Genomic DNA, 24,654 nt, shown 5'->3' on the forward strand with positions numbered 1-24,654 from the left:
GTACCGCTCAACCCTTAAAAACATGAATGTAAAGTATCTCAAAGAACGCGCGCGAAAGCGCTTATCCGTCTTGTTTTTGGCCTTATTGATGCCGTGGTGTGTTGGCGCCGATTTAAACGCACAGCGGGTATCCAATGAAATCCGGATCGAGCGCCATAAACCGGTGCCCATGCGGGATGGTACTATTCTGTATGCCGACGTATACATGCCGGCAAAACCGGGGAAATATCCTACCATTATCTCCCGCACTCCCTACGGCCAGCAACGCGACGGCTCCCATGAGATTATGACCAAGTTTGCCCGCGCCGGGTACGCGGTTGTTTTCCAGGATGTGCGCGGACGCTATGAGAGTGACGGCAAATGGGAGCCGTTCCGGGACGAGGCCAAAGATGGTTTCGATACCATTGAATGGGCTGCGAAACAACCTTTCTCCAATGGCAAAGTGGCTACCCAGGGCGGCAGCTACCTGGGCCACAACCAGTGGCAGGCGGCCTCGCAGGCGCCACCGCACCTGGTAGCAGCATTTCCGTCGCTGGCCTCTACCAATATTTATGCCAATTGGCTGACGATGGGCGGGGCATTCAGGCTTAGTTTTAACTATGGCTGGGGCGTGGTCAGGATGCCTAACCGGATCATGTTGCCGCAGTACTGGCATACCGCTGATTTTACACCGGAGGAATTGAAGTACGAAAACATCCTCATGCACCTGCCTTTGAAAGACGGCGATCTGAAAAGCGCAAATTCGCCGGTACAGCACTACCGCGACTGGATCCGGCATGAGAGCTACGACGAATACTGGAAGGCCATCAGCGACGAAGAAAGATTTGACAAGGTCAAGGTACCTACCTATTCTTCGGGAGGATGGTTTGATATTTTCGTTATGGGAACCATCAATGGGTACGTCGGGATGCGCAACAAAGGCGGAACCCCCGAGTCGAGGAAGGAAGCCCGGCTGATAATCGGCCCCTGGGGGCACGGGCCAAGCAAATCTTTCGGTGGTGTAGATTTTACCGACGCCGCTTATATCAGCCAGACCGATATGGAGCTTCGCTTTTTTGATTACCACCTGAAAGGGATCAAAAACGGGCTGGAAAAAGAGAAACCCGTAAAGCTGTTTTACATGGGCGCAAACCAATGGCGTGAAGAGGATGACTGGCCGATCCCCGGAACAAAATTTACGCCCTATTATCTGAGTGCTGACGGACCGGCTAATTCTGTCCGGGGCGCCGGAGTACTCTCCCAGCTGAAACCGGCGGGCGCGGGTACTGACACATACAGGTATGATCCGCAAAGCCCGGTACCGACTACCGGCGGGAACAACTGCTGCGGTACGCCCACCTCGTCCGGACCGCGTGACCAGCGGCCACTGGAGCAGCGCGAGGACGTGCTTGTGTATACCAGCGATTTCCTGGAAAAGCCCATTGCGATAGCAGGTCCGGTTAAAATGAAGCTTCATGCCGCTACGGACGGACCGGATACCGACTGGATGATCAAGCTGGTGGATGTGCATCCGAACGGGTTTGCGATGCCAATCTCGGAAGGGATTTTGCGCGCGAAGTTCCGTGAAGGGCTGGACAAGATGAAGCTGCTCACGCCCGACCAGGTGTATGAATATGAAATAGAACTGACCGGGACGGCCAATGTATTTAAGCCGGGACACCGGATCAGGGTCGATATCACGTCAAGCAACTTTCCTCAATTTGATCGCAATCCGAATACAGGGGAGCCGCTGGGGAGCAGTACGAAAACCAGGGTCGCCAGGCAGACCATCCACCATGGCGGCCCCCGTGCCAGCCAAATTATCCTTCCTGTTGTGAGAGATCTCAACGATTGACCACGGGAGAGCCTGAAAAGAACCGGCAATTGAGGAACGCCTTCCGGCATCTCAATTGTCGGTTTTTTTATATCTGAATGGTGGTCCGCCATCTGAAATACCGCAGATAACCGGACGGGGCGCAGGATTTTACTGACGAAAAACTGAGAAGATTTTCCTACTTTTTTGACAAAAAAAAGCCTGGAAATAGAATAATTCCTTTCTTAATTTAGTGCCTGAATAACGAAGTCCGCCGATCTGGCAGTTGCGACAGGAGAGGGGGAGGCAGATTCAGGTTTTTATACAGAATGAAGCGATGTCAGAAGCGGCAGAAACACACTACGGTGAGCGAAAAGATGAAATTACGGATCGCTATTTTGAGCTGATCCACTCGCACCTGGAAGATTTATTGTCGGGCTCTGCAGACCTGATGTTTGAGTTGCGGGAGATAGCCGACCGGCTGTCGGTTTCCCAGAAGCACCTCATCCGTGTGGTGAATGAAACAAGGGGGAATCACCCCTGCCATTTTTACGTGCAGGCAATTCTCGAGAAATCGAAACACCTGATGGCGACCACTCAGATCCCGATCAGTGAAATTGCACGGCGACTAACTTATGACCCGTCCAATTTTACGAAGTTCTTCAAAAAATACGAGGGGGTAACTCCTTTGCAATACAGGAATAGTGTAGCCGCTCCTTAGTACTTGACGGTAGATTAATTGCCGGCAGTTTCAGCCCACCTGCCGGCAATCTACCGGTACTTTCTTCCCTTCCCCCGGTGGAAGAAAATGCGAAAAGCTCACCATTTCAATACGGGGCAAATTATCTAGTTTTACACACATATTTCTGTTTAACCTATCACTTCTTCCAGACAAATGATACTAAAAGCCTTCAATGCTGTCCTTATTCTGGGCGCGGTTTTTATGGGGTTGAAACAAGGGTACGCCATGTTCTCCGGGAAACCCGAAATGATGGAGATGTTCGGTAAATGGGGCTTCGACCGTACCGGTCTGGCCATCAATGGCGCTGTGACGATGATTGCAGCTGTATTGATCCTGTTTCCACGTACCTTCGTATGGGGCAACTTTCTTATGGCAGCGGGCATCCTGCTGATCATCTGCTTTCATATCCAGGACAAAGATTGGAAAGGTGCAGGGATTGAATTGCCATTCCTGCTCCTTAACCTGGTGATCATTTATCTGCAGCATCCGCTGAGGCAGTGACTCCGGTATCCAGACAGGGGCCTCCCACCCGGGCAGACTCCGCTCTTCATTAACCCGATTCAAATTGATATGAAGCTGCCTCTCCTTATTTCGGTATTATTTTTATTTTCATCCGCTGCCGGCGCTCAAAGCAGGCCAGCCAGGAGCAGTACCTTGTCATCCAATCAAAAAACAGACAAAATGGACCTGTCAAAATTAACGAATAAAGAGGTAAGGCTGGCCATAGAAGCTTTACAGAACAATGACCTGAAAGCATGGTACGGTTTCTTTACCGACAAAGCTATATTTACCGATGACGGCCGCACACTCGATTTCAAATCCTTTTTCGACAATGCCTTCAGTAAAAAAGAGCGATTTCTTACCATAAACCGGGTAGAAAATGATGGCAAGGATATTTATGGGCACTTTCACGCCGGTCAATGGGGGAATTTCGACGTGTTTTTCAAGTTTCACCAGGCGGCCGGCGGGAAGTTCGACAGGCTCGATATAGGGCAGGGTAAATAAAGCGGCTCAAAACTACTGCCTGTTAGAATGCACCACGCTTTACTCCTCGTACTGGGTTTATTGTTTGCCGTAATGCTCCTGGTATTACTGGCCCGGAGAATGAAGGTGGCTTACCCGGTTTTCCTGGTAATCGCCGGTCTGGCCATCGGGTTTATCCCCGGGATGCCTCTGCTTCATCTCGACCCGGAATTGATTTTCCTGATTTTTCTGCCGCCCTTGCTGTACGAGGCTGCCTGGTATACGTCGTGGAATGACTTCTGGAAGTGGAAACGGCCGATCGTACTTTTGGCTTTCGGATTGGTATTTTTTACGTCGACCATTATCGCCTGGTCTACGTCGATGATGATTCCCGGCTTCACATTGGCGTTGGGGTTTCTGCTGGGCGGAATCGTCTCGCCGCCCGATGCGGTGGCTGCCGCGACGGTGCTAAAGGGAATGAAGGTCCCCAAACGTTTGCTTACCATACTCGAAGGAGAAAGCCTCGTTAACGATGCTTCGTCGCTGATCGTCTTTAAGTTTGCCCTGGCAGCGGTCCTCACCGGCTCTTTTTCCATGCAGGAAGCGACCGGGCAGTTCTTCCTGGTTGCCGGGATGGGTATCGTCGTGGGGCTTGCGGGGGCGCATGTCATGTACGTGGTTCACCGTTTTTTACCCACAACACCGGCGATCGACGCCGCCCTGACGGTGATGACGCCTTATATATTGTTTCTCGCAGCAGAACAATTTCATTTTTCAGGTGTAATGGCAGTAGTGAGCGGCGGCCTTTTTATGTCATACCGTTCCCACGAAGTCTTTCAAACCGGCAGTACGAGGCTGAATATGCTTGGCGTGTGGACGACGATGATTTTTGTGATGAATGCGCTCGTGTTTATATTGATAGGCCTCGCGCTTCCGGAGATTGTAGCGGGGCTCGGAGCGTACTCGATCGCCGACGGACTCAGGTATGGATTAATCGTAAGCCTGATTACGATTGCCTTGCGATTCCTTTGGGTTTACCCGGCGGCGCATATTCCGAGGTGGCTGAGCGTCAAAGCGAGGCGGGATCCGTCACCCGGTTGGAAAGGTCCCCTGGTGATCAGCTGGGCCGGCATGCGGGGCGTGGTTTCACTGGCTACCGCGTTGTCAATACCGATGATGATGAGTGACGGAACTGCTTTTCCGCAGCGCAATCTCATCCTGTTTGTCACTTTTGTCGTCATTTTCGTTACATTGGTATTCCAGGGGCTGACCTTGCCGTTCATCATCAGGCTTATAGGATTAGAAGAAATTGACGATATAGTTCCGGCCTACCAGCAACAGGCGGGCATTCAGCTCAGGCTCGACCTTGCCGCCCGGAAGCTCATCCGCGAAAAATACGAGGGGAGTGAAGAAAACGAGCTGATTGAGCACTATAGACTCAGCCTCGAAAAAGAAATCGGTAGTACGGAGCGGCAATTGGAAACGCTGGAGTTTCATCACCAAAAAGAAGAAATCGCATTCCTCAATAAAATGCTGCTTGAAATCTATGGCCTTCAGCGAAAAGAACTTTTTAAGCTGAGAAAAGAAAAGTATTTCAGCGACGAAGAAATCAGGAAGGCCGAGCTGCAATTGGACCTGAATGAATTGAAACTTACCGGGGCGGGACACTAAACACTAACAGGAATGAACCTATCAAGTCACTACAAGCTGCTGCATTTCATTCCCTGGACGCGGGCCAAAATTTACAAAATGCTTTTATTGAGCGTAGTGCCTACGGCTTTGTACTATTTAGCAGGCTGGACGTGGCTCTTCGTTCCGTGGGTTCCGGTTGCACTCATCGGAACGGCAACGGCTTTCATATCCGGTTTTAAAAATACGCAGACCTACAACCGTACCTGGGAAGCCAGGCAGGTATACGGGTCGATCATCAACAGCAGCCGAAGCTTTGGTATAATGGTCAGAGACTTTGTAAGGGCAGAGAACAAAGAAACGGAAGCCGGCTTACACCAGGAAATGGTATACCGTCATTTTGCATGGCTGACGGCGCTCCGTTTTCAACTGCGCGAGTCAAAAAGTTGGGAGAATGTAAAGAGTAAAAGCTATAACCGCGAGTATCTTCAATATTATAAAGTGCCCGAATGGGAAAGCACACTGGGGGAGGAGCTGAAGCCGTTTCTTTCCGCAGAGGAATTGAACGGTATTCTTTCTGTCCAAAACAAGGCGACACAAATTGTTTCCAACCAGTCACTTCAACTAAAAGAGCTTAATAAAAACGGTTTCATCAGAGATTACGATTATGTAACCCTGGAAGGTCAGCTAAAGGATTTATACGATCAGCAGGGCAAATGCGAACGTATTAAGAATTTTCCCTACCCGCGGCAATTCGCCAGCATCAATCTCTATTTTACCAATATTCTTTGCTTTTTATTGCCGCTCGGCTTTCTGGGAGAGTTGTCCAAACACGTTTCAGCTTACGGAAACTGGTTTGTGCTGCTTACGATACCGCTGAGTGTGTTGGTCGGCTGGATTTTCCTGGTACTCGAGCAAATTGGAGAGAGTACTGAAAATCCTTTCGAAGGGAGCGCCAATGATATTCCGGTCACGCAAATCAGCCGGAACATTGAAATCGATTTAAGACAAATGCTGGGGCAGAAAGAAATTCCACCGGCGATCACCCCAGTCAACAACATTTTAATGTAATAAAACCTATGAACAACGCCCACCTGGCAGCAGTAAGAAAATGGTACCCGGAAGCACTGACGTCGATCGATACGGTAGATCGTCTTCTGGATACGATTGAAGAACACCTGGACCTGAAACCTCACCAACTGATGCACGCCGACAGCATGTGCTGTGACGACGTAAATGCCATTCAATATCCGCCGCGTGCGCTCGAAATGCTCGGGCCTTTCCATATGGGCGGGTTGGACGGTTACCCTTTTGCGGGTATAACCGGCATGAATGCATTTGCTCATCACGTGCCGGAAAATGGGGCGGTCATTATTTTCTATGCGCCGCATATCGGGATTACGAAAGAAGGGACGATAGGAGAAGTGGGGCGCATCGGGCAAAGCGCTAATTCGGCTTGTTGCGGTGCGGCAAAAGGTGCATTGGGCAAATTGTCTGCAGGCCAGATCATTGCGGGAAATGTAACTTCGCTCGATTTCCAGATGAATACCATCGAGCAAATCTTTTTAAATCAGAAAGACCGGATCCTGAATGCCGGAAACCAGATTTTTGAGGCAACGGAAGTAATGTATGAAGCGATTGACGAGCGCATAGAGGTACTCGTAAAGCATACCGCTTATCCTTGCCGGTACGTTATCCTGGCGGGTGGGATTTTTATCAATGGCGACCGGGATATGGGTTCGTTCTGTCAATACAAAAAGTTTGAAGCTATCGAAGTCGCGTCCGGAAAAAGGCACTCCCTGATGGAAAAGTATTACCGGTGATTTGTGTTCAAAAGCCGGTTTTATTTCTTTTTTGCCTTTTTTTCGGGCGGAACTTTCAGGCCTTTCTCCCTGGCTTCCGAGATAGCAATAGCTACAGCCTGCTTATTGTCTGTAACTTTTTCTCCACTGCCGGAATAGAGCTTCCCGGACTTTTTCCTGCGCATGATACGGCGTATCAGCTCCTGCGCTTTTTTTGAATATTTTGCCATGTCGTTAAGGCTTTTCAAGTACGTTGCACCAGTAGCAGATCAATAACCGTGCTTCCCCGGCAGGAGTTGCTTCTCCGGCGATGCAGTGTGACGCAGCCGTTCCGGCGGCAACATTTTGGGAAAGGAATTCCTGAAACATCACCATATTTGAACCCTGAACTATCCCAAAAAGGTTGAAATGAAAAGTGAGGTCTCCATATTCTGGTTCCGGAGGGATTTGAGAATACAGGACAACCGCGGGCTGCATGCCGCCCTTGCTTCAGGGTACCCGGTCCTGCCTGTTTTTGTGTTCGACCGGGAATTGACCCGCGGGACAGACGGCCCCTTTGACCGGCGTGTCGATTATGTGCACCAGGTCATAAAATGCCTGGACGCCCGTTTGCGAGAGCACGGAAGCGGCATATTTGCAGAGCCGGGCACGCCTGTGGCGGTGTTTCAGAAGCTTTGTGAAAAGTATGACATCAAAGCCGTTTTTTGCAACCGGGAGTATGAGCCGACGGCCATTGCACGCGATGAAATGGTAAGAAAATGGGCCGTGGAGAAGGGAATTGCCTTTCACGATGAGAAAGACCACGTGATATTTGAGCGGGACGAGGTGATGAGCCAGGGAAATACACCCTATTCCGTGTTTTCAGCATACGCGAGAACCTGGAAATCGAGGCTTTCACAGGCTGACTACCAGGAGCTGCGCAGTCCAGTGGACCGGTTTTTCGGCTTCGTGCCGCCTCCGGTCCCTTCCCTCAGGGACATCGGGTTTGAAAAAACCGGTATTTCTTTGCAACCACTGGAACCTGAGCCCGGCCGCATCGCAAACTATGCGCAGTGCCGCGATTATCCCGCAGTAGACGGTACCAGCCGACTAAGTGTTGCACTGCGCTTCGGCACCGTTTCTGTCAGGAGATGCGTAGCCGTTGCGATCCGCTATAGTGAGACCTGGTTGAACGAGCTGATCTGGAGGGAGTTCTTTATGCAGGTTTTGTACCATTTCCCGAGGGTAGAACGGGAGTGCTTCAAGCCCGCATATGAGTCAATCCGCTGGCGAAACAACGAAGCCGAGTTTGAGCAATGGTGTGAAGGGCGGACAGGCTACGCGTTGGTAGACGCCGGTATGGCTGAATTAAATGAAACCGGCTATATGCACAACCGTGTCCGGATGGTGACGGCCAGTTTCCTGACCAAACACCTTTTGATAGACTGGCGCTGGGGGGAAGCCTATTTCGCGCAGAAGCTTACGGATTACGAGCGTTCATCCAACGTGGGCAACTGGCAGTGGGTGGCCGGTTGCGGTTGCGATGCCGCTCCTTATTTCCGGGTTTTTAACCCGGCCGAACAAATGAAAAAATTTGACCGTGAGCTGATGTATGTGCGTCGGTGGAACCCTGGTTTCGAAATCAAAAAGCCGATGGTCGACCACGAATTTGCCCGGAAAAGAGCTTTGGAGGTCTATCGGGCCGGTGTACAATGGTATAAAAGCCCGGTTTAAAGACCCGGTTTCCCGGTTATTGCCCGCATCTCCTTCAGCAGGATCCGGAAGAGTTCTCCCGGATCGGGATTCCCGGCAGGGAACGATGTGGTTGCGAAACTGTGAAATTTCCAGATCTCCAACACTTCTTCAAGCCCCACCTCGTAGGGTTCGAAAGCCGGGTTTAGTGATTCCAGCAATACGGTCTCCTTCCGTATGGTTACCATTTTAAAAACGAGTTCCTGCTCGTTTTTCAGGATTACGATACAGGGCGTTCCCGGGCGAAGCCCAAGCCAATCGGCAACATATTTACCGGTAATGTCGCTATTTCCCGGAATCGGCAGCATCGAATCGCCGGTAATGGGAAACACCCTGAAAGTCCCGGGGGGAAGATTAGGTAAGGTGAGTTTGGGGAGCGCGGCAATGAACTCGGGATCTTTATACCCCGCCTGGTAACCGGCCTGTGCTTTAACGGGGACGTACTCCACGTTTTCATTCTGGTTTTGATCCGTCGTAAGCGCGAGGATGCGGAGGTTGTCACCCCGCAGCACAGCTTCGCGACCGGCTTCAAGCTGACGTAGCGCCAGCTCACCCGCCTTCGCCAGGTTGACCCGGATAATGACGTCGATGCTTACCCTGAAGAAATCCGAAATTTCGATATAGTCGGTAGGGTGGGGCGTTTTGGTATGCCCGTTTTCAAGGGAGTTCAAACGGACCCGGGTGATCCCCAGTTTTTCGGAAAGTTCCTGTTGCGTCATCTTTCTGCGCTCCCGGAGAAATTTCAGGTTTTCTGCAAAAAAAACACTTGACGGTTTCATAACTATTTGATATAATTACTATCAGATGTTTGGTATGAATTGTATCAAAATTAGTAAATAAAAATGGAACGTCAGATAGTGCACTGTGATTTGGATACATTTTTTGTATCGGTAGAACGCTTGCTGAATGATGATCTCGTAGGGAAACCGGTATTAATCGGCGGAAGCTCTGATCGTGGCGTTGTGGCGTCGTGTTCTTACGAAGCGCGAAAATTCGGCATTCACAGTGCCATGCCGATGAAACTCGCCCGGCAGCTTTGTCCCGAAGCCGTTTTGGTAAGAGGAGATCATGACCGGTACTCGAAATACTCGAATATGGTAACCGAAATCATCGAAGGCAGTGTGCCGCTGGTAGAAAAGGCGAGTATTGACGAGCACTATTTCGACCTGACCGGTATGGACCGCTTCTTTGGGAGCTGGAAATGGGCGCAGGAGCTTCGCCGTCGGATTATCAGGGAAACGGGGCTGCCGATTTCGTTCGGGCTGTCGACGAATAAAACGGTTTCAAAAATAGCAACCGGGGAAGCCAAGCCCTGCGGTGAGCGACAGGTAGCCGACGGAACTGAAAAGCCCTTCCTGGCCCCGCTTTCGATCCGGAAGATTCCCGGGATAGGGGAGAAAACCTATCCTATGCTACGGAATATGGGCATTTCAAAAATAGGGACCTTACAGCAAATGGACGTTTTTACGCTGCAGCGGGTGATGGGGGATAATGGCGTTGCCATTTGGCGAAAGGCCAACGGGGTGGATGACAGTCCTGTGGTGCCGTTTCACCAGCAGAAAAGCATGAGCAAAGAGACCACCTACCACGTCGATACCATTGATATGGTGCTTCTCAGAAGCACCATGCTGTCGATGGTCGATGCGCTATGCTTCGACCTGCGTAGCGAAGGAAAGCTGACTGGCTGCATTACGCTGAAAATCAGGTATTCAAATTTTGATACCCATATCAGGCAGATACGTATTCCGTACACCAATTCAGAAAGAGCCATTGTCCCGCAGGTGCTGTCACTCTTCGAAAAGCTTTACAGCAGGCGGATGCTGATCCGTTTGATAGGGGTAAAGTTCGGGACGCTTATCCGGGGGAATTACCAGGTTGATCTTTTTGACGATAAGTTTGAGGATTTGCAGCTGTCCCAGGCGCTTGACCGCATCCGCAGTCGTTTCGGCTTCAGTGCCATTGGCCGCGGTATTACAATGAACGACCGGCCGGATTCAAAAGGAAATCTCCATGCTGCTCAACCTACATAGTTATTACAGTTTGCGGTATGGTACCCTGAGCATTGAAAAACTGGTTCAGGGGATGCTCGAGAACGGGTATGACACGGCCGTATTAACTGACATCAACAACAGTTCCGGCGTTCTCGATTTTGTCCGAGCGACCGGTAAAGCCGGTTTGAACGGTCTTGCAGGTTTTGAATTCCGGAATGGCGATAACCTGATGTACCTCGGTATCGCCCGGAACGAAGCGGGCTTTCGAGAGCTCAATGAGCTGGCGACACGGAGTAACCGGGCCGGCGGAAGCTTCCCGGAGACGCCGCCCGGTTTTGAAAATGTGTGGGTAATTTACCCTTTCGGCAGTAAAGCGGTCGGGCAGCTCCGGGAACATGAATGGATCGGCATCACACCGGCACAGGTCGGCCGGGTGGTGATGGCCGCACCGTCGGAATTGCAGCGGTATGTAATGCTGGCGACGGTCTCATTCGGGCGCGAAGATGTCCTGCTGCATTCGCAATTGAGAGCCATTGATCAAAATTTGCTCATTTCACAGTTGAAAAGAGAACATGTTGCGAATGCCGATGAGTTTTTTGTTCCGCGACAGCAATTGCTCGCGCGCTATCAGCAGGTACCCCAGGTAATACGCAACACCGAGCGGCTCCTGGAAGATTGCTCGTTCCGGTTCGATTTCCGGGCAATAAAAAACAAGGCCGCTTTTACTTCCGGTCGTTATGAAGACCGCGAGCTGTTGCGACGTTTGACGGAAGAGCGATTCCTGAATCGCTACAGCGCCGACAACGTACATGCCGTGCAGCGGGTGAAAGACGAATTGGAGACCATTGATGCGCTCGGATTCTCTTCGTACTTCCTGATGACCGACGATATTTGTCGATTCGCCAGGAGCCGGGGGTACTACTACGTAGGCCGCGGGAGCGGCGCCAACAGTATCATTGCCTATTGCCTCGGGATCACCAATGTATGCCCGATTGAGTTGGGCCTATATTTCGAACGTTTTTTGAATCCGAAGCGACAGTCTCCGCCTGATTTTGATATCGATTTTAGCTGGCGCGACCGCGACGAAGTGTATCACTACCTATTCAACCGCTATGCTCCCGGGCATGTCGGGTTGATGGGGGCGATGAGCACTTTCCGGTCACGGTCCGTAATACGCGAGCTTGGGAAAATTTACGGCTTGCCCAAGCGCGAAATCGACCGGTTGATCCACGAGCCGGAACACATGCTCAATAAAAACGAAGTGACCGGCCTTATTCTGAATGTATACAACCGCATGGCCGATTTTCCCAATCAAAGGACCATCCATGCTTCGGGGGTACTGATTTCGGAAGAACCGCTGACCAGTTATGCCGCGCTGGACTATCCGCCTAAGGGGCTGCCAACAGTTCAGTTCGACATGTACGTGGCCGAAGAAATCGGCTTTGAAAAATTTGACATCCTTTCACAGCGCGGGATAGGACATATCCGGGATTGCCGGGAACTGGTGCTCCGGAATCGCGGCGAGGAGGTCAATATTGACCAGCCTCAGCGTTTTTTTTCCGACGAAAAGGTGGCTGCCAGGCTGAAAGAGGCCGATACCATCGGCTGTTTTTATATAGAATCGCCGGGGATGCGGCAGCTTCTGATTAAGCTCCGCTGCGACAAGTACCTGACGTTGGTGGCGGCATCTTCCATTATCCGGCCGGGGGTGGCGAGCAGCGGTATGATGCGCGCCTATATCGAACGCCACCTTGATCCCGGTAAGACCAACTACCCGCACCCGGTTTTTGAAGCCCATTTAAAGGAGACCTATGGCGTAATGGTTTACCAGGAAGACGTCATGAAAATAGGACATTTCTATGGCGGCCTGGATATGGCGGAAGCCGATGTGCTCCGCCGGATGATGAGCGGGAAGAGCCGGGACTGGAAATCGCTTAGGGAGATAGAGAAAAAGTTTTTTACCAATTGCCGGGACAAAGGCTACGACGAACAGGTTTCGCAGGAGATATGGCGGCAAATGGAGTCTTTTGCCGGCTATAGTTTCAACAAGGCGCATAGTGCGAGCTATGCCGTTGAAAGCTACCAGAGCCTGTATCTCAAAACCTACTATCCGCTTGAGTTTATGGTGGCGGTTTTGAATAACTACGGTGGATTTTATAACCGGAAGGTCTATATCAATGAGGCCCGGAAGGCGGGCGGGCAGATATGCCTGCCCTGTGTAAACACGAGCGGGCACAACACGACCATAGCGGGAGATCAGATTTATCTCGGTTTGGATTGCCTGCTGCATTTTGAGAGCCGGCTGGCGGAGCTGGTACCTGAAGAGCGGCGGCAAAATGGAAATTATCTCAGCCTGGAGAATTTTGTGCTGCGCACAGGTGCAACATTGGACCAGGTACTTGTGCTGATCAGGTGCGGTGCTTTTCGCTTTTCGGGTGTGGGGAAAAGAGAGCTCCTTTGGGAGGCCCATTTGTTGTTTTCCGGGCAACGGAAAAGAAATGTGTCGGCTTCTCTTTTTGAAAATATGTCGGTCAAACCCGTTCTGCCCCAGTTGGAAGCAGACGAGCTTGAAGATCTGTACGATGAAATCGAAATCATCGGTTTCCCGGTGACGGTAAGTATGTTCTCACTGGCAAAAAGCGCCTATCGGGGGGAGGTATCTGCCAGAGAGCTGGCGGAGTATGAAGGTAAAACGCTGAGGATGGTTGGGGATTTCGTAATTGACAAACAGGTACAGACAAGGCGGAACCAGCTGCAGAAGTACGGGACTTTTCTCGACGCAAACGGCGACTTCTTTGATACGGTGCATTATCCTGCCTCACTGGCCGGGTACCCGCTTCGCGGGAACGGGCTGTATCTCCTGGAAGGGCGAGTGGTCATGGATTTCGGGCAACCGGTTCTTGACGTGATCCGCTGTGCCAAAATGCCGCTGAAACCCGACCCGAGAAGCGTTTAATTTGACAAACAGCTTTCAGAAATAGTGTTTTTTTTGCATTTTGTACCAGAAAATGATCCGATCTTGTGGGGGCAAAAATGGTTTATCAATGAACAAACACGAGCGTTGGAAGGAAGAGTTGAACCTTCTCAGGAGCATTCTCGAAAAAACCGGTTTGCCGGTAGAGATCAAATGGGGCGCCGAAGTATTTACCCATCAGGGAGCAAATGTCGTGGCCTATGGCGGCTTTAACGATTTTTTTGCGCTCTGGTTTTACCAGGGGGTGTATCTGAAAGACCCGCTCGGCGTACTCATCAACGCGCAGGAAGGAAAAACAAAAGCCCTGAGGCAGTGGCGCTTCCGGTCGATCAGGGAGGTCAACGAGAAACAGATTCTTGCCTACGTGGCGGAAGCCGTTGAAAATACCGAAAAAGGACTGGTCTGGAAGCCGGAAAAGGCCGATACTTTGTCATTGCCGGTCGAGCTGGAAGCGCGTCTGAATCAAGATCAGGGCCTTTCGGCGGCTTTTGACCGGTTAACACCTTATAAGCAGCGGGAATACGTGGAATTTATCCTGGAAGCCAAACGGGATGCGACGCGCGTAGCAAGGCTGGAGAAAATTACACCTTTGATTCTTGCGGGAACAGGGCTCCATGACCAGTACAAAAAGGGTAGGAGCAACAATTGATCCACAGCAATATACGGCAGAGCTATGGCAAAAAACAAGACAGAAGAAACCGAAAGGAGCGTTGAAGACTTTATACTGGCAGTTGAAGACGAACGGCAACGTGATGACAGTTTTGCGCTGGCCCGATTGATGGAAGAAGTATCAGGCCATCCGCCCAGGATGTGGGGACCGACTATTATTGGTTTCGGGCGTTATCACTACCGTTATGCGAGCGGTCATGAGGGAGATGCCCCGTTATTGGGATTTTCGCCGCGAAAGGCGGCTATTTCGGTGTACGCCTTTACCGGTCTGCCCGAACATGAGCACCTGCTTGAAGGGCTTGGACGCTTTAAAATGGGTAAAGCCTGCATCTATGTCAAAAAGATGAGCGACATAGATGCAGGCCGGCTGACCAGGCTATGCCGGCAAACCATTGCTTTCCTGCAAGAAACTTATGGCGACCGGCAGAAGGAATAACGCTCAGAGGTTTTGCTCCGCCTGTTGTTGCTTTTCCCGTAGTTTGATCACCTGCGCAAGCGTGCCCAGGATGGTCTCGTGTTTTTTTACAAAGGGGTTGGTTTCATCCCATACATATCCGGCCAGGACCGAGCAGATCTGCTTTTTGATTAACGGATCGACGCGGTCTGCAAATATGATGGTCTGGAAGTCGCCATTGTACCAGCCTGTAACATAGCTGCGGAACACATCAATACCTTTCTGAACCACATCTTCGTACTCCGTTTTCCAGTCGACCTGTTGACCGGATAAATGTTTGTGGACCATCCTTGCGGAAAGCAGGCCGGAAGCGGTAGCAAACGTTACACCCGAAGAAAAGATCGGGTCTAGGAATTCGGTGCTGTTGCCTGCGAGCACGAAACCGGGTCCGAACATTTGCTTTACGCCCACGGAGTAGCCCAGGATTGCACGAGGCTCGAACCTGAAATGTGAAGTGTCGAAGCGTCCTTGCAGATCGGGGAATGACTGGATAAAAGCCTTGTATTTTGCGCCGCCGTTTTCAGCGAGGTCGCTTATGTAATCCCGGTCGCCTACGATACCGACGGAAGTTGTATGGTCGGAAAACGGAATGGCCCAGATCCAGGAGCGGTTGTTGTCGAACGAATGTACAAATATATTACGGCTTGCCTTGTCGGTTCTTTTGCTGTCATCCAGGTGGGAGAATACAGCGCCACGTGCCGTGAACCTGGAGGGGCGGCTCAAGTCAAACAGACGTGGCAGGACGCGTCCGTACCCGCTGGCATCGATGATAAACCTGGCGCGTACCGTGTGAAGGCCGCCGTGCTCGTCGGTGTAGTCAACCTCCTGCAGGTCGGTGCTGTTCCTGACTGCGGTGACTTCGCAGCGGAAGCGGACTGGAACGCCTTTTCGCTCGGTTTCCGTGATGAGCGCCAGGTCGAAGTCTGCCCGCTTGACCTGCCAGGTCCAGGTCCAGGCGTTTTCGGTGTATTGGTCGTCGAAGTAGAATTCGAACTGCTGGCTTTCACGCAGGAAGCCGGCCCCGGACTTGACCTGGAAGTTCCGGGCCTTGACCGCATCCAGAAGCCCGGCCGCTTCAAGGTGGGACATACAGCATGGCAACAGGCTTTCCCCGATCTGAAACCTTGGAAAGGTCTCTTTTTCCAAAACTAATACCTGGTACCCGTTCAATTTAAGCCAGGACGCCGCGACCGCTCCAGACGGTCCCGCGCCAATGACAACGACGTCGAAATTCTCCATTTTATAGGTTTAATTGTTATGTGGGGAAGTCGGAAATCGGAAATCGGAACCCGGCCCTGTTCATAGTGACCTCGGATCTCCGATTTCTGATCTCTGATCTCCGATCTCCGACCTCCGACCTCCGATTTCCGATTTCCGACCTCCGATTTCCCTCCCTCCCAAATCTAATCATTAATCCCATTCACGCATCTGCGATTTTACGGATAAGCGTTTCCTTTTCGAGAAACATTGAGCAAGTGGCAACAGCGCCGAGCGCAACGCCCAGAATTCCGTGCATAAAAATATTCTGCCCGGTCAGGTAGAGGTTAGGAACGTGCGTTTTGGTGCTGATCACCGTGCTCAGCGGGTTTTCCGTTGTTTTCGATATTCCGTACATAGAACCGTCGGGGCTATTCGTATAGTCTCTGAAGGTGAGCGGAGTGGAACTGTGAATGGACTTGATTTGCCGGCGTATCCCCGGGAAAACGTGCTCCAGTCGCACCAGAATCTGTTCCTCCTTTTGTTTTTTGAAGCGTTCGTAATCTGTTCCCCTTGCGCCGGGTTCTGCAACCGTGTTGAAGGAGTCTGCCCATTCCGCTACTTCTTCAAACCGCATAAAGGCCATTACGGACATCGATTCGGCATATTCGGGAGATTTTGAATGGGCCGGCGTACTGATGAAATATTGCTCGGGCCAGGTGTCGGGGGTGTAGTCAGGACCGCCCCACACGTCGTCCCGGTGGTATTGATAAATGTTATAATTCAAATAGGGGAAAGCACCCGGCTTAAAGATCAGGTGTGCCGTGAATGAAGAAATGCTATTGGTCAGCCCCGTTATACGCCGGTTATATACTTTCAGGAAATGTTGTTCGCCAAAAAGCCGGACAGTCGATGCGGGATGCAGATTTGAAATAAAGTTTTTCCCATAAAAAATGCTGCCGTCTTCGGTAGTTACCGCAATCATTTTTTTGTCGTCATACCTGGCGCCGGTGACTTTTTTCCGCCGGAAAATCTGCCCGCCTGAATTCCTGATGCGGCGGCTGAGCAAAATGGCCAGCTGAGAACCGCCGTCAATCAACCTGAAAGCGCCGCTAAGGTAGCTGTTGACAATCAGTGCATGCACGTAAAACGGCGTGGAAGAACGGTTTCCGGCGTAAAGAAATGAGTTGGTGCCGGCCAGAACGTTTTGTAACCTTTTATTTTGGGTAATGCTGCCGATGTATTCAAAGGCATTAAGGGTCATAATTTCAGGGTGCTCCAGGTACCGTGGCGCCGACGCGTCGAGGCGGTACAGCGGGAAACAGGAGCATACTTCCCGTATTTTTTCGCAATAGGCATAAATCGCCTCCGATTCTTCCGGGAATTCTTTGGTCAGGTACTGCGTGAAGCGGTCATAACCTTCAGGAATTGCATACTCCTGACCGTCTTCGAACCTGATCACATCGACCTTTTCAGGACCCAGCCGCTTCAGTTTGAGTTCGTCCAGGATTCCCAGGTATTTAAACAATTGGTAAAGATTTTCCCCCGGATTCAGGCTGCCGAGGTAATGCACACCGGTGTCCAGGATCGTTTTTTCACGACTAAAAACCTGCAGCATGCCGCCGATCTGGTGGTTTTTTTCAAGAATGGCAACGCTATATCCTTCCGAAGCCAGGATACACCCGCATACCAACCCGCCCAGCCCGCTTCCCACGATCACGAAGTCATAGTTTGCTTCTTGTTTTTCCATGTCAAAAATCACTGTGGCAGAATGGCCTGATTTCCGGGTTTTGTGAGAATAAAGAGTTTATTGGAGGTTTTTCGGGAATGCACTTCTTCCTCAGATTCGAGGTGATGCGACTCGGCGAATAACCTGATATCCTGTCGTGAGAAGAAATGAAGCCGGCCATCGGTTTTATTAAACGAAAAGAGCCGGGTAGAAAGCCACTCGGTCAGCCTGGTTTTTTGGTGCCTGTCGGTTTCGTCCGTAATTCCGTCCCGGATAAACAGTATCCCCCCTGGTGAAAGGTTTTCTATACATTTATCTAAAAGCGCGCGCTGGTCTTCTCCGGACAGGTAGTGGAGCACATCGTTCAGGAAAATCACATCCTGCGGACCGATTTCAAAGTTTCTGACGTCCGCCCGGACAAACGACAACCGCGGGGTTTTGTCATAGGCATTGGCGGCAATTTCAATCTTATCTGCGTCATAGTCAACACCGGTTATCTGCCGACCCGGGTTGCGGAAATGGAGGTAGAAACTGAGGAATCCGTACCCGCACCCGAGGTCGAGGATCCTTTGTCTGGTCCCTATTTTCAGATCATAACGTTCATAGTTCTTTTTCTCAAGCTCCCATTTTACCTTGAAATACCACTCCAGTACCGGTCCTTTGAAAATGTAATTATTGAAAACCCGTTGTTTCAGGAACCAGGTATCGTCCATCTGGTGCTGAAAGTGCTCGAATTCGGTTTTGAAATAACGTGAGATACTTTTGGTACGTTGTTGAAAATTTTCGCCCCAGCTTTCGTCATCGGGCGATATGGCCGGGAGTATTTTGACATTTACCGGTCCTTTTTTTATTACCAGCTCGTTTTTGGGTGATACATACCCGGCTCCGTGAATGAGAAACGGCTGTATGGGCAAATGAAGCTGCTCGGCAAGAAAAAAGGCTCCCTTGTGAAATCTTTTGAGCTTCCCGTCTTCCGACCGGGTGCCTTCGGGAAAGATAATGATCGAATACCCTTCGTCGGTCAGGCGGCGTGCCTGGTCTGCGTTTGCTTCCGGTCCTTCCTCCATAAAAATGTAGTTGGCGTAGCGGATCACCCAACCATAAAGTGGTGACTTGTAAACCCATTCCTTAACCATGATCACCGCTTTGGGGTGATGCATAAGCACAATCATGGTGTCGAGAAAAGAGGAATGGTTGGCGATCAGTATAACCGGCCGCCTCGGATCAAGATGTTCGCGGCCGAATGTTTTTTTCCTGATCTGCGTGCCGGAATACATCACTGCGCCGGAGAGTTTGTGCATGACCCAGGCCAGCCATACCTGCTTCCGTTTTTTGGAAAAGGGCAGGATCATCAGGACCAGCATAACCAGGAACGCCAGGTAACACATGCAGACAAAAAAAAGAAAGCACGCCCAGGTTTTGACAAAGGTGGCCAGGCCAATTGGCGTTCTCCCTTTGTCAACACGGTTTTGTACAAAAAGACCGAATACGACAGGCTGAAAAACCAATGAAATGAACACGATGCAGAGAATCCCCGGGACGCTCACCACCGCTATGGACCGGAGTGCGGGGTGGGAGGCAAAAAACAGGGCGCCCGTCCCGATCAGGACGGTAAGCCCGGACAGTGAAATGGCCGATGTATAGGAGGATAATTTACTCCGCCCCTGCCGGTAGCGCTGTAAAAGGCCGTCGGTCATGAAGATGCTGAAGTCATCACCCAAACCAAAAATGAAGGTGGCAAAGACTACATTGACAAAATTGAACTTTATGTCGAAGAGCACGGTGATACCCAGGATCCAGATCCAGCTGATACACATGGGCAGGAAGGATAGCAGTACCAATTCAAGTCGCCCATACAAGAGAAACAGGGCAATAAAGACAATGGCTGCGGAGACAAACAGGATGTAATTGAAGTCTTCCCTGACAACCCCGAGCAATGACTCCGCCATTTCCGACCTGTAAAATACTTCCGCACCTTCAATATTGCCGATTGCCGCTTTTACCTCATTTAACCGTTTTTTGTCGACTACTACCGTCGTGATGTAGGTAGACTCGTTGTTGCGGCGGGCCACCAACCGGTCCAGCCCCATCTGCTGCATGATTTCGGCGGCGGCCGCTCGTCCGTTCCGGGGCCCGGGTTGTCCGGAAATAAGTGCTTCAAAACCTGAAAAAGCCCCGGGGGAAAAGCCGGCGTCGTCACCGGCCTTTCGGATCTCAGCAATAACGGGGGCGCTTTTTTCGGTCCAATACTGCGTCCAGGCGCGTTGCCTCGCGTTTCTTGTGTTGTCGGAGGTAGAAAATGCGGCAGCAGAGACAAAGCTCTTAACCAGGTGGTTTGATTTTAAACCCAGGAGACTTTGATAAACCCGGGTATTGGCATCGGCCGCCCTATCGTCGTCGCGATCCGATGTGAAGACATAAAGCTGTACATCGTGGGCGGGGTCGATAGGGGTCATTAGCCGTTCAGCCTCCTGTAATGCTTTTGATTGCGTGCTGATGTTGCGCGGGTCGCCGTCAAACCGCACGTCGTCTGCCCGGCTATAAAAGAAGATGGAAAGAACGCCCAGGAAGACCAAAACCGGCAATCCGTAGCGTTTCGGGATTTCCGGCACTACAAATAGCGGCTTTCTTTCGGCAGCGCTCCCGCCTGCGGCACCGGTAAGCTTTAGGATTACGGGTAATGCGGTTAGTGTAAAAATCAAAGCGCTGGAAAGCGCGAGCCCGGCGAAAATCCCAAAGTCCCGGAGCAACTTGGAATTGGCAAAAATCAATGCGGAATAGGCCAGGATCGTCGTCAGGCTCCCGGTAATGAGCGGCGTGGAAATTTCGGTGACCGTACGTGATGCGGAGCCGGTATGCTTAAAATGACTGACAAAATGTATGGAATAGTCCAGGGCTATGCCCAGCAGCACCGCGCCGGTTGCAAGCGAGATCCCTGAAACGTCCGGGTTCAGGTAGCCCAGTACGCCGAGGGCAAACAGCCCGCCAAAGGCAGCCGGTGTGAGAATGACGAAGGAAGTTTTCAGGCTCCTGTAATATAACCAAAGCAAACTCATGATCAGTACAAGCGCAACGGCCAGTGTTTTTATCGAGTCTTCTTTTATTTGAATGGCGTTTTGGGCCGCAATGGCAAAGGCGCCGAAATAGTGCAGCTTTTGTTCCGGATGCTGTAAGTTCCAATCCGTTTTAAGGGCTTCCAGGCGCTTGAAAAGTGCAGTAGCGTTTTGGGAGTCACCGGTTGGGAAGGCCGTTTGCGCGGTAACCAGGACCTGCTTCCCGTCGTTGATCAATACCATTCCGTTTTCAAAACCGGAATCTCCGGCGCTTTCCCGAAGCGACTGGAAAAAGGGGAACGAAAGTCCCAGCGGGTCGTTGACCAGTACTTCTTTCGTCCAGGCGCCCTCAGGCGTAGCCAATTGGCCGCGGGCCCTCCGGATCGACGCCCGGATCGCCTCCGGTGTAATCGCCTGGTCGATATTTTTGTACGCCGAGGTATCAATGATTTCGGGGAGGTGATCGAGGGCATAGGCCATTACCCCGGCGTCGGCGTTTTCGCGGAATTCCGTGATGTTTGTGAGCAAGCCTGCCGATTGCTGTTCCAGCCGGGCAGCAAAAGCAGCTACCGTATCGAGGGCGGCGTCAGTATCTGTGTGATCGGGGAGGTCAAGGGCAAACAGTACCTGGTTGTCTAGCCGGGCCTCTGAAATCAGCTTCTGAAAGGTAGAAAACCTGCTTCCTTTCGGGAGTGTGTCAAAAATTCTTTCCGAAATCCTGAGCCTTGAAATGCCATAGGCCAGCATCAACCCGATCGACACTAATAAAAAAAAGAAGACCCCCCTTTTTTCGGTTAGAAAGCGAGAGATTCGGATAAGCGGTTCGGAAATCATCAATTAATCGCAGGTACTATCCGTCAAAATTAGGAACATGCAACAAGTTTGACAATATCGGCCCGATAAACATCGGTTGTGCTTCAGCAATTTTATTATTTTTGGGGCCGAAAGTTTGTGCGTCGGTCGTGCCCGGCGGCGTTTGTCCCTACCGTTCGTGGGGTTCGCTGCAGGAAGCCGGGTCGGCAGGAAAGCCGGAAGCGGGCACAGGCGAGATGTTAAATTTATTACATAAAACATTCTAATGAACCATATCTCCCTTAGCGGGATTGAAAGTTACGCGCTCGACGGAAAGATTCTTGTACTTGAAGAAGACGTACTGAAACGTGTCCGCAGATCTTTCGAATTTCTGGAGTCGTTTTCCGAGAATACCATTATATATGGAATCAATACCGGTTTTGGCCCGATGGCCCAGTACCGGATTGAAGCCGAGGATTTAAAATACCTCCAATATAACCTGATCCGCAGCCACTCCTCCGGGATTGGCAAGACGCTTGACGAAACCTATGCGCGCGGCGTAGTGCTGGCCCGGCTGGCTTCTCTGTCGCAGGGCAATTCGGGAATAAGCGAAGCTGTTCTGCAGAAATTGCAGGAATTTCTGAACTATCGCATTGTGCCTGAGGTATTTGAGCATGGTGGCGTAGGTGCAAGCGGCGACCTGGTGCAGCTTTCGCACCTGGCCCTGAACCTGATCGGGGAGGGGTTCGTTTACGACAACGGCAACCGGGTTCCGGCCGCGGAAGCACTGCAGAAACATGGCCTTGGCCCGCTGCAGCTTAGCCTTCGTGACGGGCTCGGCCTGATCAACGGTACCTCCTGCATGACCGGAATTGCCGCGGTTAACCTGATTTACGCGAAACGTTTGCTTGACTGGGGGATTGCGGCCTCTTCCATCCTTAACGAGATAGTGTGTTCTTTCGACGACTCCTTTTCGGAGGAGCTTAATGCTGTCAAGAAACATGCCGGGCAACAAAAGGTGGCGGCCGCCATGCGTAGCTTCTTATCAGGAAGCGATTTGCTCCGGAAAAGAGACGACCTCTACCGCGACGCCAACGAACTGAAAAGAAAGGAATTTAAGAAGAAGATACAGGAATACTACTCGGTGCGTTGCGTCCCGCAGATATTGGGGCCTGTATTTGATACCATCCAGGCAGCGATCCAGGTAGTGGAGAATGAATTCAATTCTACCAACGATAACCCGATTGTGGACATGGAAAGCGGCAATGTTTTTCATGGCGGAAACTTCCACGGGGACTATATCTCGCTGGAAATGGACAAGCTGAAACTGGTGCTCACCAAGCTTACAATGCTTATGGAACGCCAGCTCAATTTCCTTCTGAACAACAAGCTGAACGGTAAATTTCCGCCTTTCCTGAATGCAGGAACGCTGGGACTGAATTTTGGTTTCCAGGGAATGCAATTTACCGCCACTTCCACGACTGCTGAAAACCAGACCCTCAGCAATTCCATGTATGTGCACAGTATTCCCAATAACAACGACAACCAGGATATTGTGAGCATGGGTACCAACAGTGCGCTGATCGCCAGGACGGTTCTTGAAAACGGGTTCCAGGTGATGGCCATTCATTTAATGGCAGTGTGCCAGGCGATTGACCTGCTGGACGGGGAGGAGCGCGAGGTGCTCTCTCCCAACACCGTAAGGATCTACAACAGCATAAGAGAAAGGGCACCGTTCGTAAAAGACGACGTGGTCCCTTTCCCGATTATCCGCGAAGTATACGAGCTGATTCGTGCCGGGAAACCCGGCGCCATTTAGCGGACAAGGCCCCGGGAAGGCGGTGCAGGTTAAACCTGTACCGCCTTTCTTATTTCCGGAGCAACCTTAGTGCCAAAGAGTTCAATTGATTTCATGATATCGCTGTGCGCGGGGCCGCCTATGTCCATATGCGCTACGTAGCGGGTCAGCCCGAACATCTCCTGCACCTGCAATACCTTGTCAACGATCTCCTGCGGATCGCCTACAAACAGCGCGCCGTAACGGCTTCTGCTTCCTTCGAACTGCTCACGACTGAGCGGAGGCCAGCCGCGTTCGCGTCCGAGACGGTTCATCTGCGCCGCATAATAGGGGTAGAACCGATTGGCAACGTCGTCGGAGTTTTCACCCACGAGCGCATGGGAATGAATTCCCAGCCGCATTTTTGCCGGGTCGTGCCCTGCTTTGCGGTATTCGTCTTTGTACAGGTCAAACCGTGAGCGGAATTGTGCCGGGCTGCCGCCGATGATGGCTACCATCAGGGGTAGCCCCAGTCTTGCGGCGCGGATGATGGACTCCGGTGTGCCGCCGACGGCGATCCAGATATCCAGGTTTTGGTCCGCCGACCGCGGGTAAACTTTCTGTTTTTTTAACGGCGGGCGAACCGTGCCCGACCAGGTTATTTCTTCATTGCCATTGATTTTCAGCAGCAGGTCCAGCTTTTCTTCGAAGAGCTTGTCGTAGTCCTGGAGGTTATAGCCGAACAACGGGAAAGATTCAATAAAGCTGCCTCTCCCTACCATAAGCTCAGCCCGTCCGCCGGAAAGCAGGTCTACGGTTGAGAAATTCTGGAAAATACGCACCGGGTCGGCAGAGCTCAGTACCGTGACCGCGCTTCCGAGCTTAATGTTTTTTGTAACGGTAGCTGCCGCCGCCAATATGATTTCGGGGTTTGAAACCGCGTAGTCTTCGCGGTGGTGCTCCCCTATACCGAAAATGTCAAGGCCGACTTCGTCCGCCAGCCTGATCTCCTCGATCAGCTCTTGGAGCCTTTGTTCCGGTTTTTTTAGGTTTTCTGTGGCCTGATCTTTGGAAAGATCTCCGAACATGCTGATTCCCAGTTCCATATTTATTACGATGAGATTGATTTAACGAGTTGATTCCTGATGAACCCGGTACAAAAATAGCGAATCCGGGAGCGAACGGTCATTGATCTAGGTTAAGTAGTGAAAACAGTGGAAAACGGGGAACCGCCGGCTCGCTGGACGGGCCGGCAAGGTCAACCGCATTGAACAGGGGGGCAATTCCCCCGCCGGGCTAAATAGAAATAGTATAAACTCAAATTATGCCGGGCATCATAACGAGTTTTTTTGTTAATTA

General features: G+C 51.3%; 19 protein-coding genes. 13 read left to right on the forward strand and 6 right to left on the reverse strand.

Annotation, left to right across the window (positions count from 1 at the left end; genetic code table 11):
* Nucleotides 1–22 precede the first annotated feature (22 nt).
* The 7 genes from ABD852_RS18910 to ABD852_RS18940 all read left to right on the forward strand — a co-directional run bounded on the left by ABD852_RS18910 (nucleotide 23) and on the right by ABD852_RS18940 (nucleotide 6,949).
* Nucleotides 23–1,834: a CocE/NonD family hydrolase gene (locus ABD852_RS18910; protein WP_345031750.1), complete on the forward strand. Its 1,812-nt coding sequence runs from the start codon at nucleotides 23–25 to the stop codon at nucleotides 1,832–1,834.
* 295 nt (nucleotides 1,835–2,129) lie between these two features.
* Nucleotides 2,130–2,513 (forward strand): helix-turn-helix domain-containing protein, encoded by a 384-nt coding sequence (locus tag ABD852_RS18915; RefSeq protein WP_345031751.1) that lies wholly within the window; start codon nucleotides 2,130–2,132, stop codon nucleotides 2,511–2,513.
* A 174-nt stretch (nucleotides 2,514–2,687) separates the two neighbouring features.
* Nucleotides 2,688–3,035 (forward strand): DoxX family protein, encoded by a 348-nt coding sequence (locus ABD852_RS18920; RefSeq protein ID WP_345031754.1) that lies wholly within the window; start codon nucleotides 2,688–2,690, stop codon nucleotides 3,033–3,035.
* Nucleotides 3,036–3,215: 180 nt separating this feature from the next.
* Nucleotides 3,216–3,539: a hypothetical protein gene (locus tag ABD852_RS18925; protein ID WP_345031756.1), complete on the forward strand. Its 324-nt coding sequence runs from the start codon at nucleotides 3,216–3,218 to the stop codon at nucleotides 3,537–3,539.
* 27 nt (nucleotides 3,540–3,566) lie between these two features.
* The gene (locus ABD852_RS18930; RefSeq protein ID WP_345031758.1) at nucleotides 3,567–5,168 is read left to right on the forward strand and encodes a Na+/H+ antiporter; all 1,602 of its coding nucleotides are present in this window, start codon (nucleotides 3,567–3,569) and stop codon (nucleotides 5,166–5,168) included.
* A gap of 12 nt (nucleotides 5,169–5,180) precedes the next feature.
* Complete coding sequence (locus ABD852_RS18935; protein ID WP_345031759.1) at nucleotides 5,181–6,197, forward strand: bestrophin family protein; 1,017 nt, start codon at nucleotides 5,181–5,183, stop codon at nucleotides 6,195–6,197.
* 8 nt (nucleotides 6,198–6,205) lie between these two features.
* Complete coding sequence (locus ABD852_RS18940) at nucleotides 6,206–6,949, forward strand: hypothetical protein (protein ID WP_345031762.1); 744 nt, start codon at nucleotides 6,206–6,208, stop codon at nucleotides 6,947–6,949.
* Between the two features lie 20 nt (nucleotides 6,950–6,969).
* Here the strand turns inward: ABD852_RS18940 and ABD852_RS18945 are convergent, their stop codons facing one another.
* The gene (locus ABD852_RS18945) at nucleotides 6,970–7,158 is read right to left on the reverse strand and encodes a DUF6496 domain-containing protein (protein ID WP_345031764.1); all 189 of its coding nucleotides are present in this window, start codon (nucleotides 7,156–7,158) and stop codon (nucleotides 6,970–6,972) included.
* Nucleotides 7,159–7,336: 178 nt separating this feature from the next.
* On the opposite strand from ABD852_RS18945, the gene ABD852_RS18950 reads away from it, so the two are divergent.
* Nucleotides 7,337–8,641, forward strand: a complete 1,305-nt coding sequence (locus ABD852_RS18950; RefSeq protein WP_345031766.1) for a cryptochrome/photolyase family protein — start codon at nucleotides 7,337–7,339, stop codon at nucleotides 8,639–8,641.
* Here the strand turns inward: ABD852_RS18950 and ABD852_RS18955 are convergent.
* Entirely contained in the window at nucleotides 8,638–9,438 is an 801-nt protein-coding gene (locus tag ABD852_RS18955; RefSeq protein ID WP_345031768.1) for an XRE family transcriptional regulator, read from the reverse strand. The genes ABD852_RS18950 and ABD852_RS18955 overlap by 4 nt on opposite strands.
* 63 nt (nucleotides 9,439–9,501) lie before the next feature.
* Here ABD852_RS18955 and dinB point away from each other — a divergent pair, with 63 nt between their 5' ends.
* The 4 genes from dinB (at nucleotide 9,502) to ABD852_RS18975 (ending at nucleotide 14,729) form a co-directional block, all read left to right on the forward strand.
* A complete protein-coding gene (dinB, locus tag ABD852_RS18960) occupies nucleotides 9,502–10,689 on the forward strand; it encodes a DNA polymerase IV (protein ID WP_345031772.1) in 1,188 nt (395 codons plus the stop codon).
* Nucleotides 10,670–13,606: a DNA polymerase III subunit alpha gene (locus ABD852_RS18965; RefSeq protein WP_345031774.1), complete on the forward strand. Its 2,937-nt coding sequence runs from the start codon at nucleotides 10,670–10,672 to the stop codon at nucleotides 13,604–13,606. The genes dinB and ABD852_RS18965 overlap by 20 nt, the downstream gene beginning before the upstream one ends.
* Before the next feature lie 88 nt (nucleotides 13,607–13,694).
* Entirely contained in the window at nucleotides 13,695–14,273 is a 579-nt protein-coding gene (locus tag ABD852_RS18970) for a YdeI/OmpD-associated family protein (protein WP_345031776.1), read from the forward strand.
* Nucleotides 14,274–14,297: 24 nt separating this feature from the next.
* Nucleotides 14,298–14,729, forward strand: a complete 432-nt coding sequence (locus ABD852_RS18975) for a DUF1801 domain-containing protein (protein ID WP_345031778.1) — start codon at nucleotides 14,298–14,300, stop codon at nucleotides 14,727–14,729.
* A gap of 3 nt (nucleotides 14,730–14,732) precedes the next feature.
* Here ABD852_RS18975 and ABD852_RS18980 read toward each other — a convergent pair whose 3' ends face one another.
* From ABD852_RS18980 to ABD852_RS18990, 3 genes are all read right to left on the reverse strand, one after another.
* Nucleotides 14,733–15,986 carry an NAD(P)/FAD-dependent oxidoreductase gene (locus ABD852_RS18980; RefSeq protein ID WP_345031779.1) on the reverse strand — a complete coding sequence of 418 codons (1,254 nt, stop codon included), beginning with the start codon at nucleotides 15,984–15,986 and terminating at the stop codon, nucleotides 14,733–14,735.
* 181 nt (nucleotides 15,987–16,167) lie between these two features.
* Nucleotides 16,168–17,694: a phytoene desaturase family protein gene (locus ABD852_RS18985; RefSeq protein WP_345031781.1), complete on the reverse strand. Its 1,527-nt coding sequence runs from the start codon at nucleotides 17,692–17,694 to the stop codon at nucleotides 16,168–16,170.
* 8 nt (nucleotides 17,695–17,702) lie between these two features.
* Nucleotides 17,703–21,488: a 1-acyl-sn-glycerol-3-phosphate acyltransferase gene (locus tag ABD852_RS18990; RefSeq protein WP_345031783.1), complete on the reverse strand. Its 3,786-nt coding sequence runs from the start codon at nucleotides 21,486–21,488 to the stop codon at nucleotides 17,703–17,705.
* Nucleotides 21,489–21,804: 316 nt separating this feature from the next.
* Here ABD852_RS18990 and flxA point away from each other — a divergent pair, with 316 nt between their 5' ends.
* Nucleotides 21,805–23,337 carry a flexirubin biosynthesis tyrosine ammonia-lyase FlxA gene (flxA, locus tag ABD852_RS18995; protein WP_345031784.1) on the forward strand — a complete coding sequence of 511 codons (1,533 nt, stop codon included), beginning with the start codon at nucleotides 21,805–21,807 and terminating at the stop codon, nucleotides 23,335–23,337.
* A 29-nt stretch (nucleotides 23,338–23,366) separates the two neighbouring features.
* Here flxA and ABD852_RS19000 read toward each other — a convergent pair whose 3' ends face one another.
* On the reverse strand, nucleotides 23,367–24,401 hold the full coding sequence (locus ABD852_RS19000; protein ID WP_345031786.1) for an LLM class flavin-dependent oxidoreductase: 1,035 nt from the start codon (nucleotides 24,399–24,401) through the stop codon (nucleotides 23,367–23,369).
* Between the last annotated feature and the right edge of the window lie 253 nt (nucleotides 24,402–24,654).

Source organism: Ravibacter arvi (assembly GCF_039540405.1).
Lineage (GTDB): Bacteria > Bacteroidota > Bacteroidia > Cytophagales > Spirosomataceae > Ravibacter > Ravibacter arvi.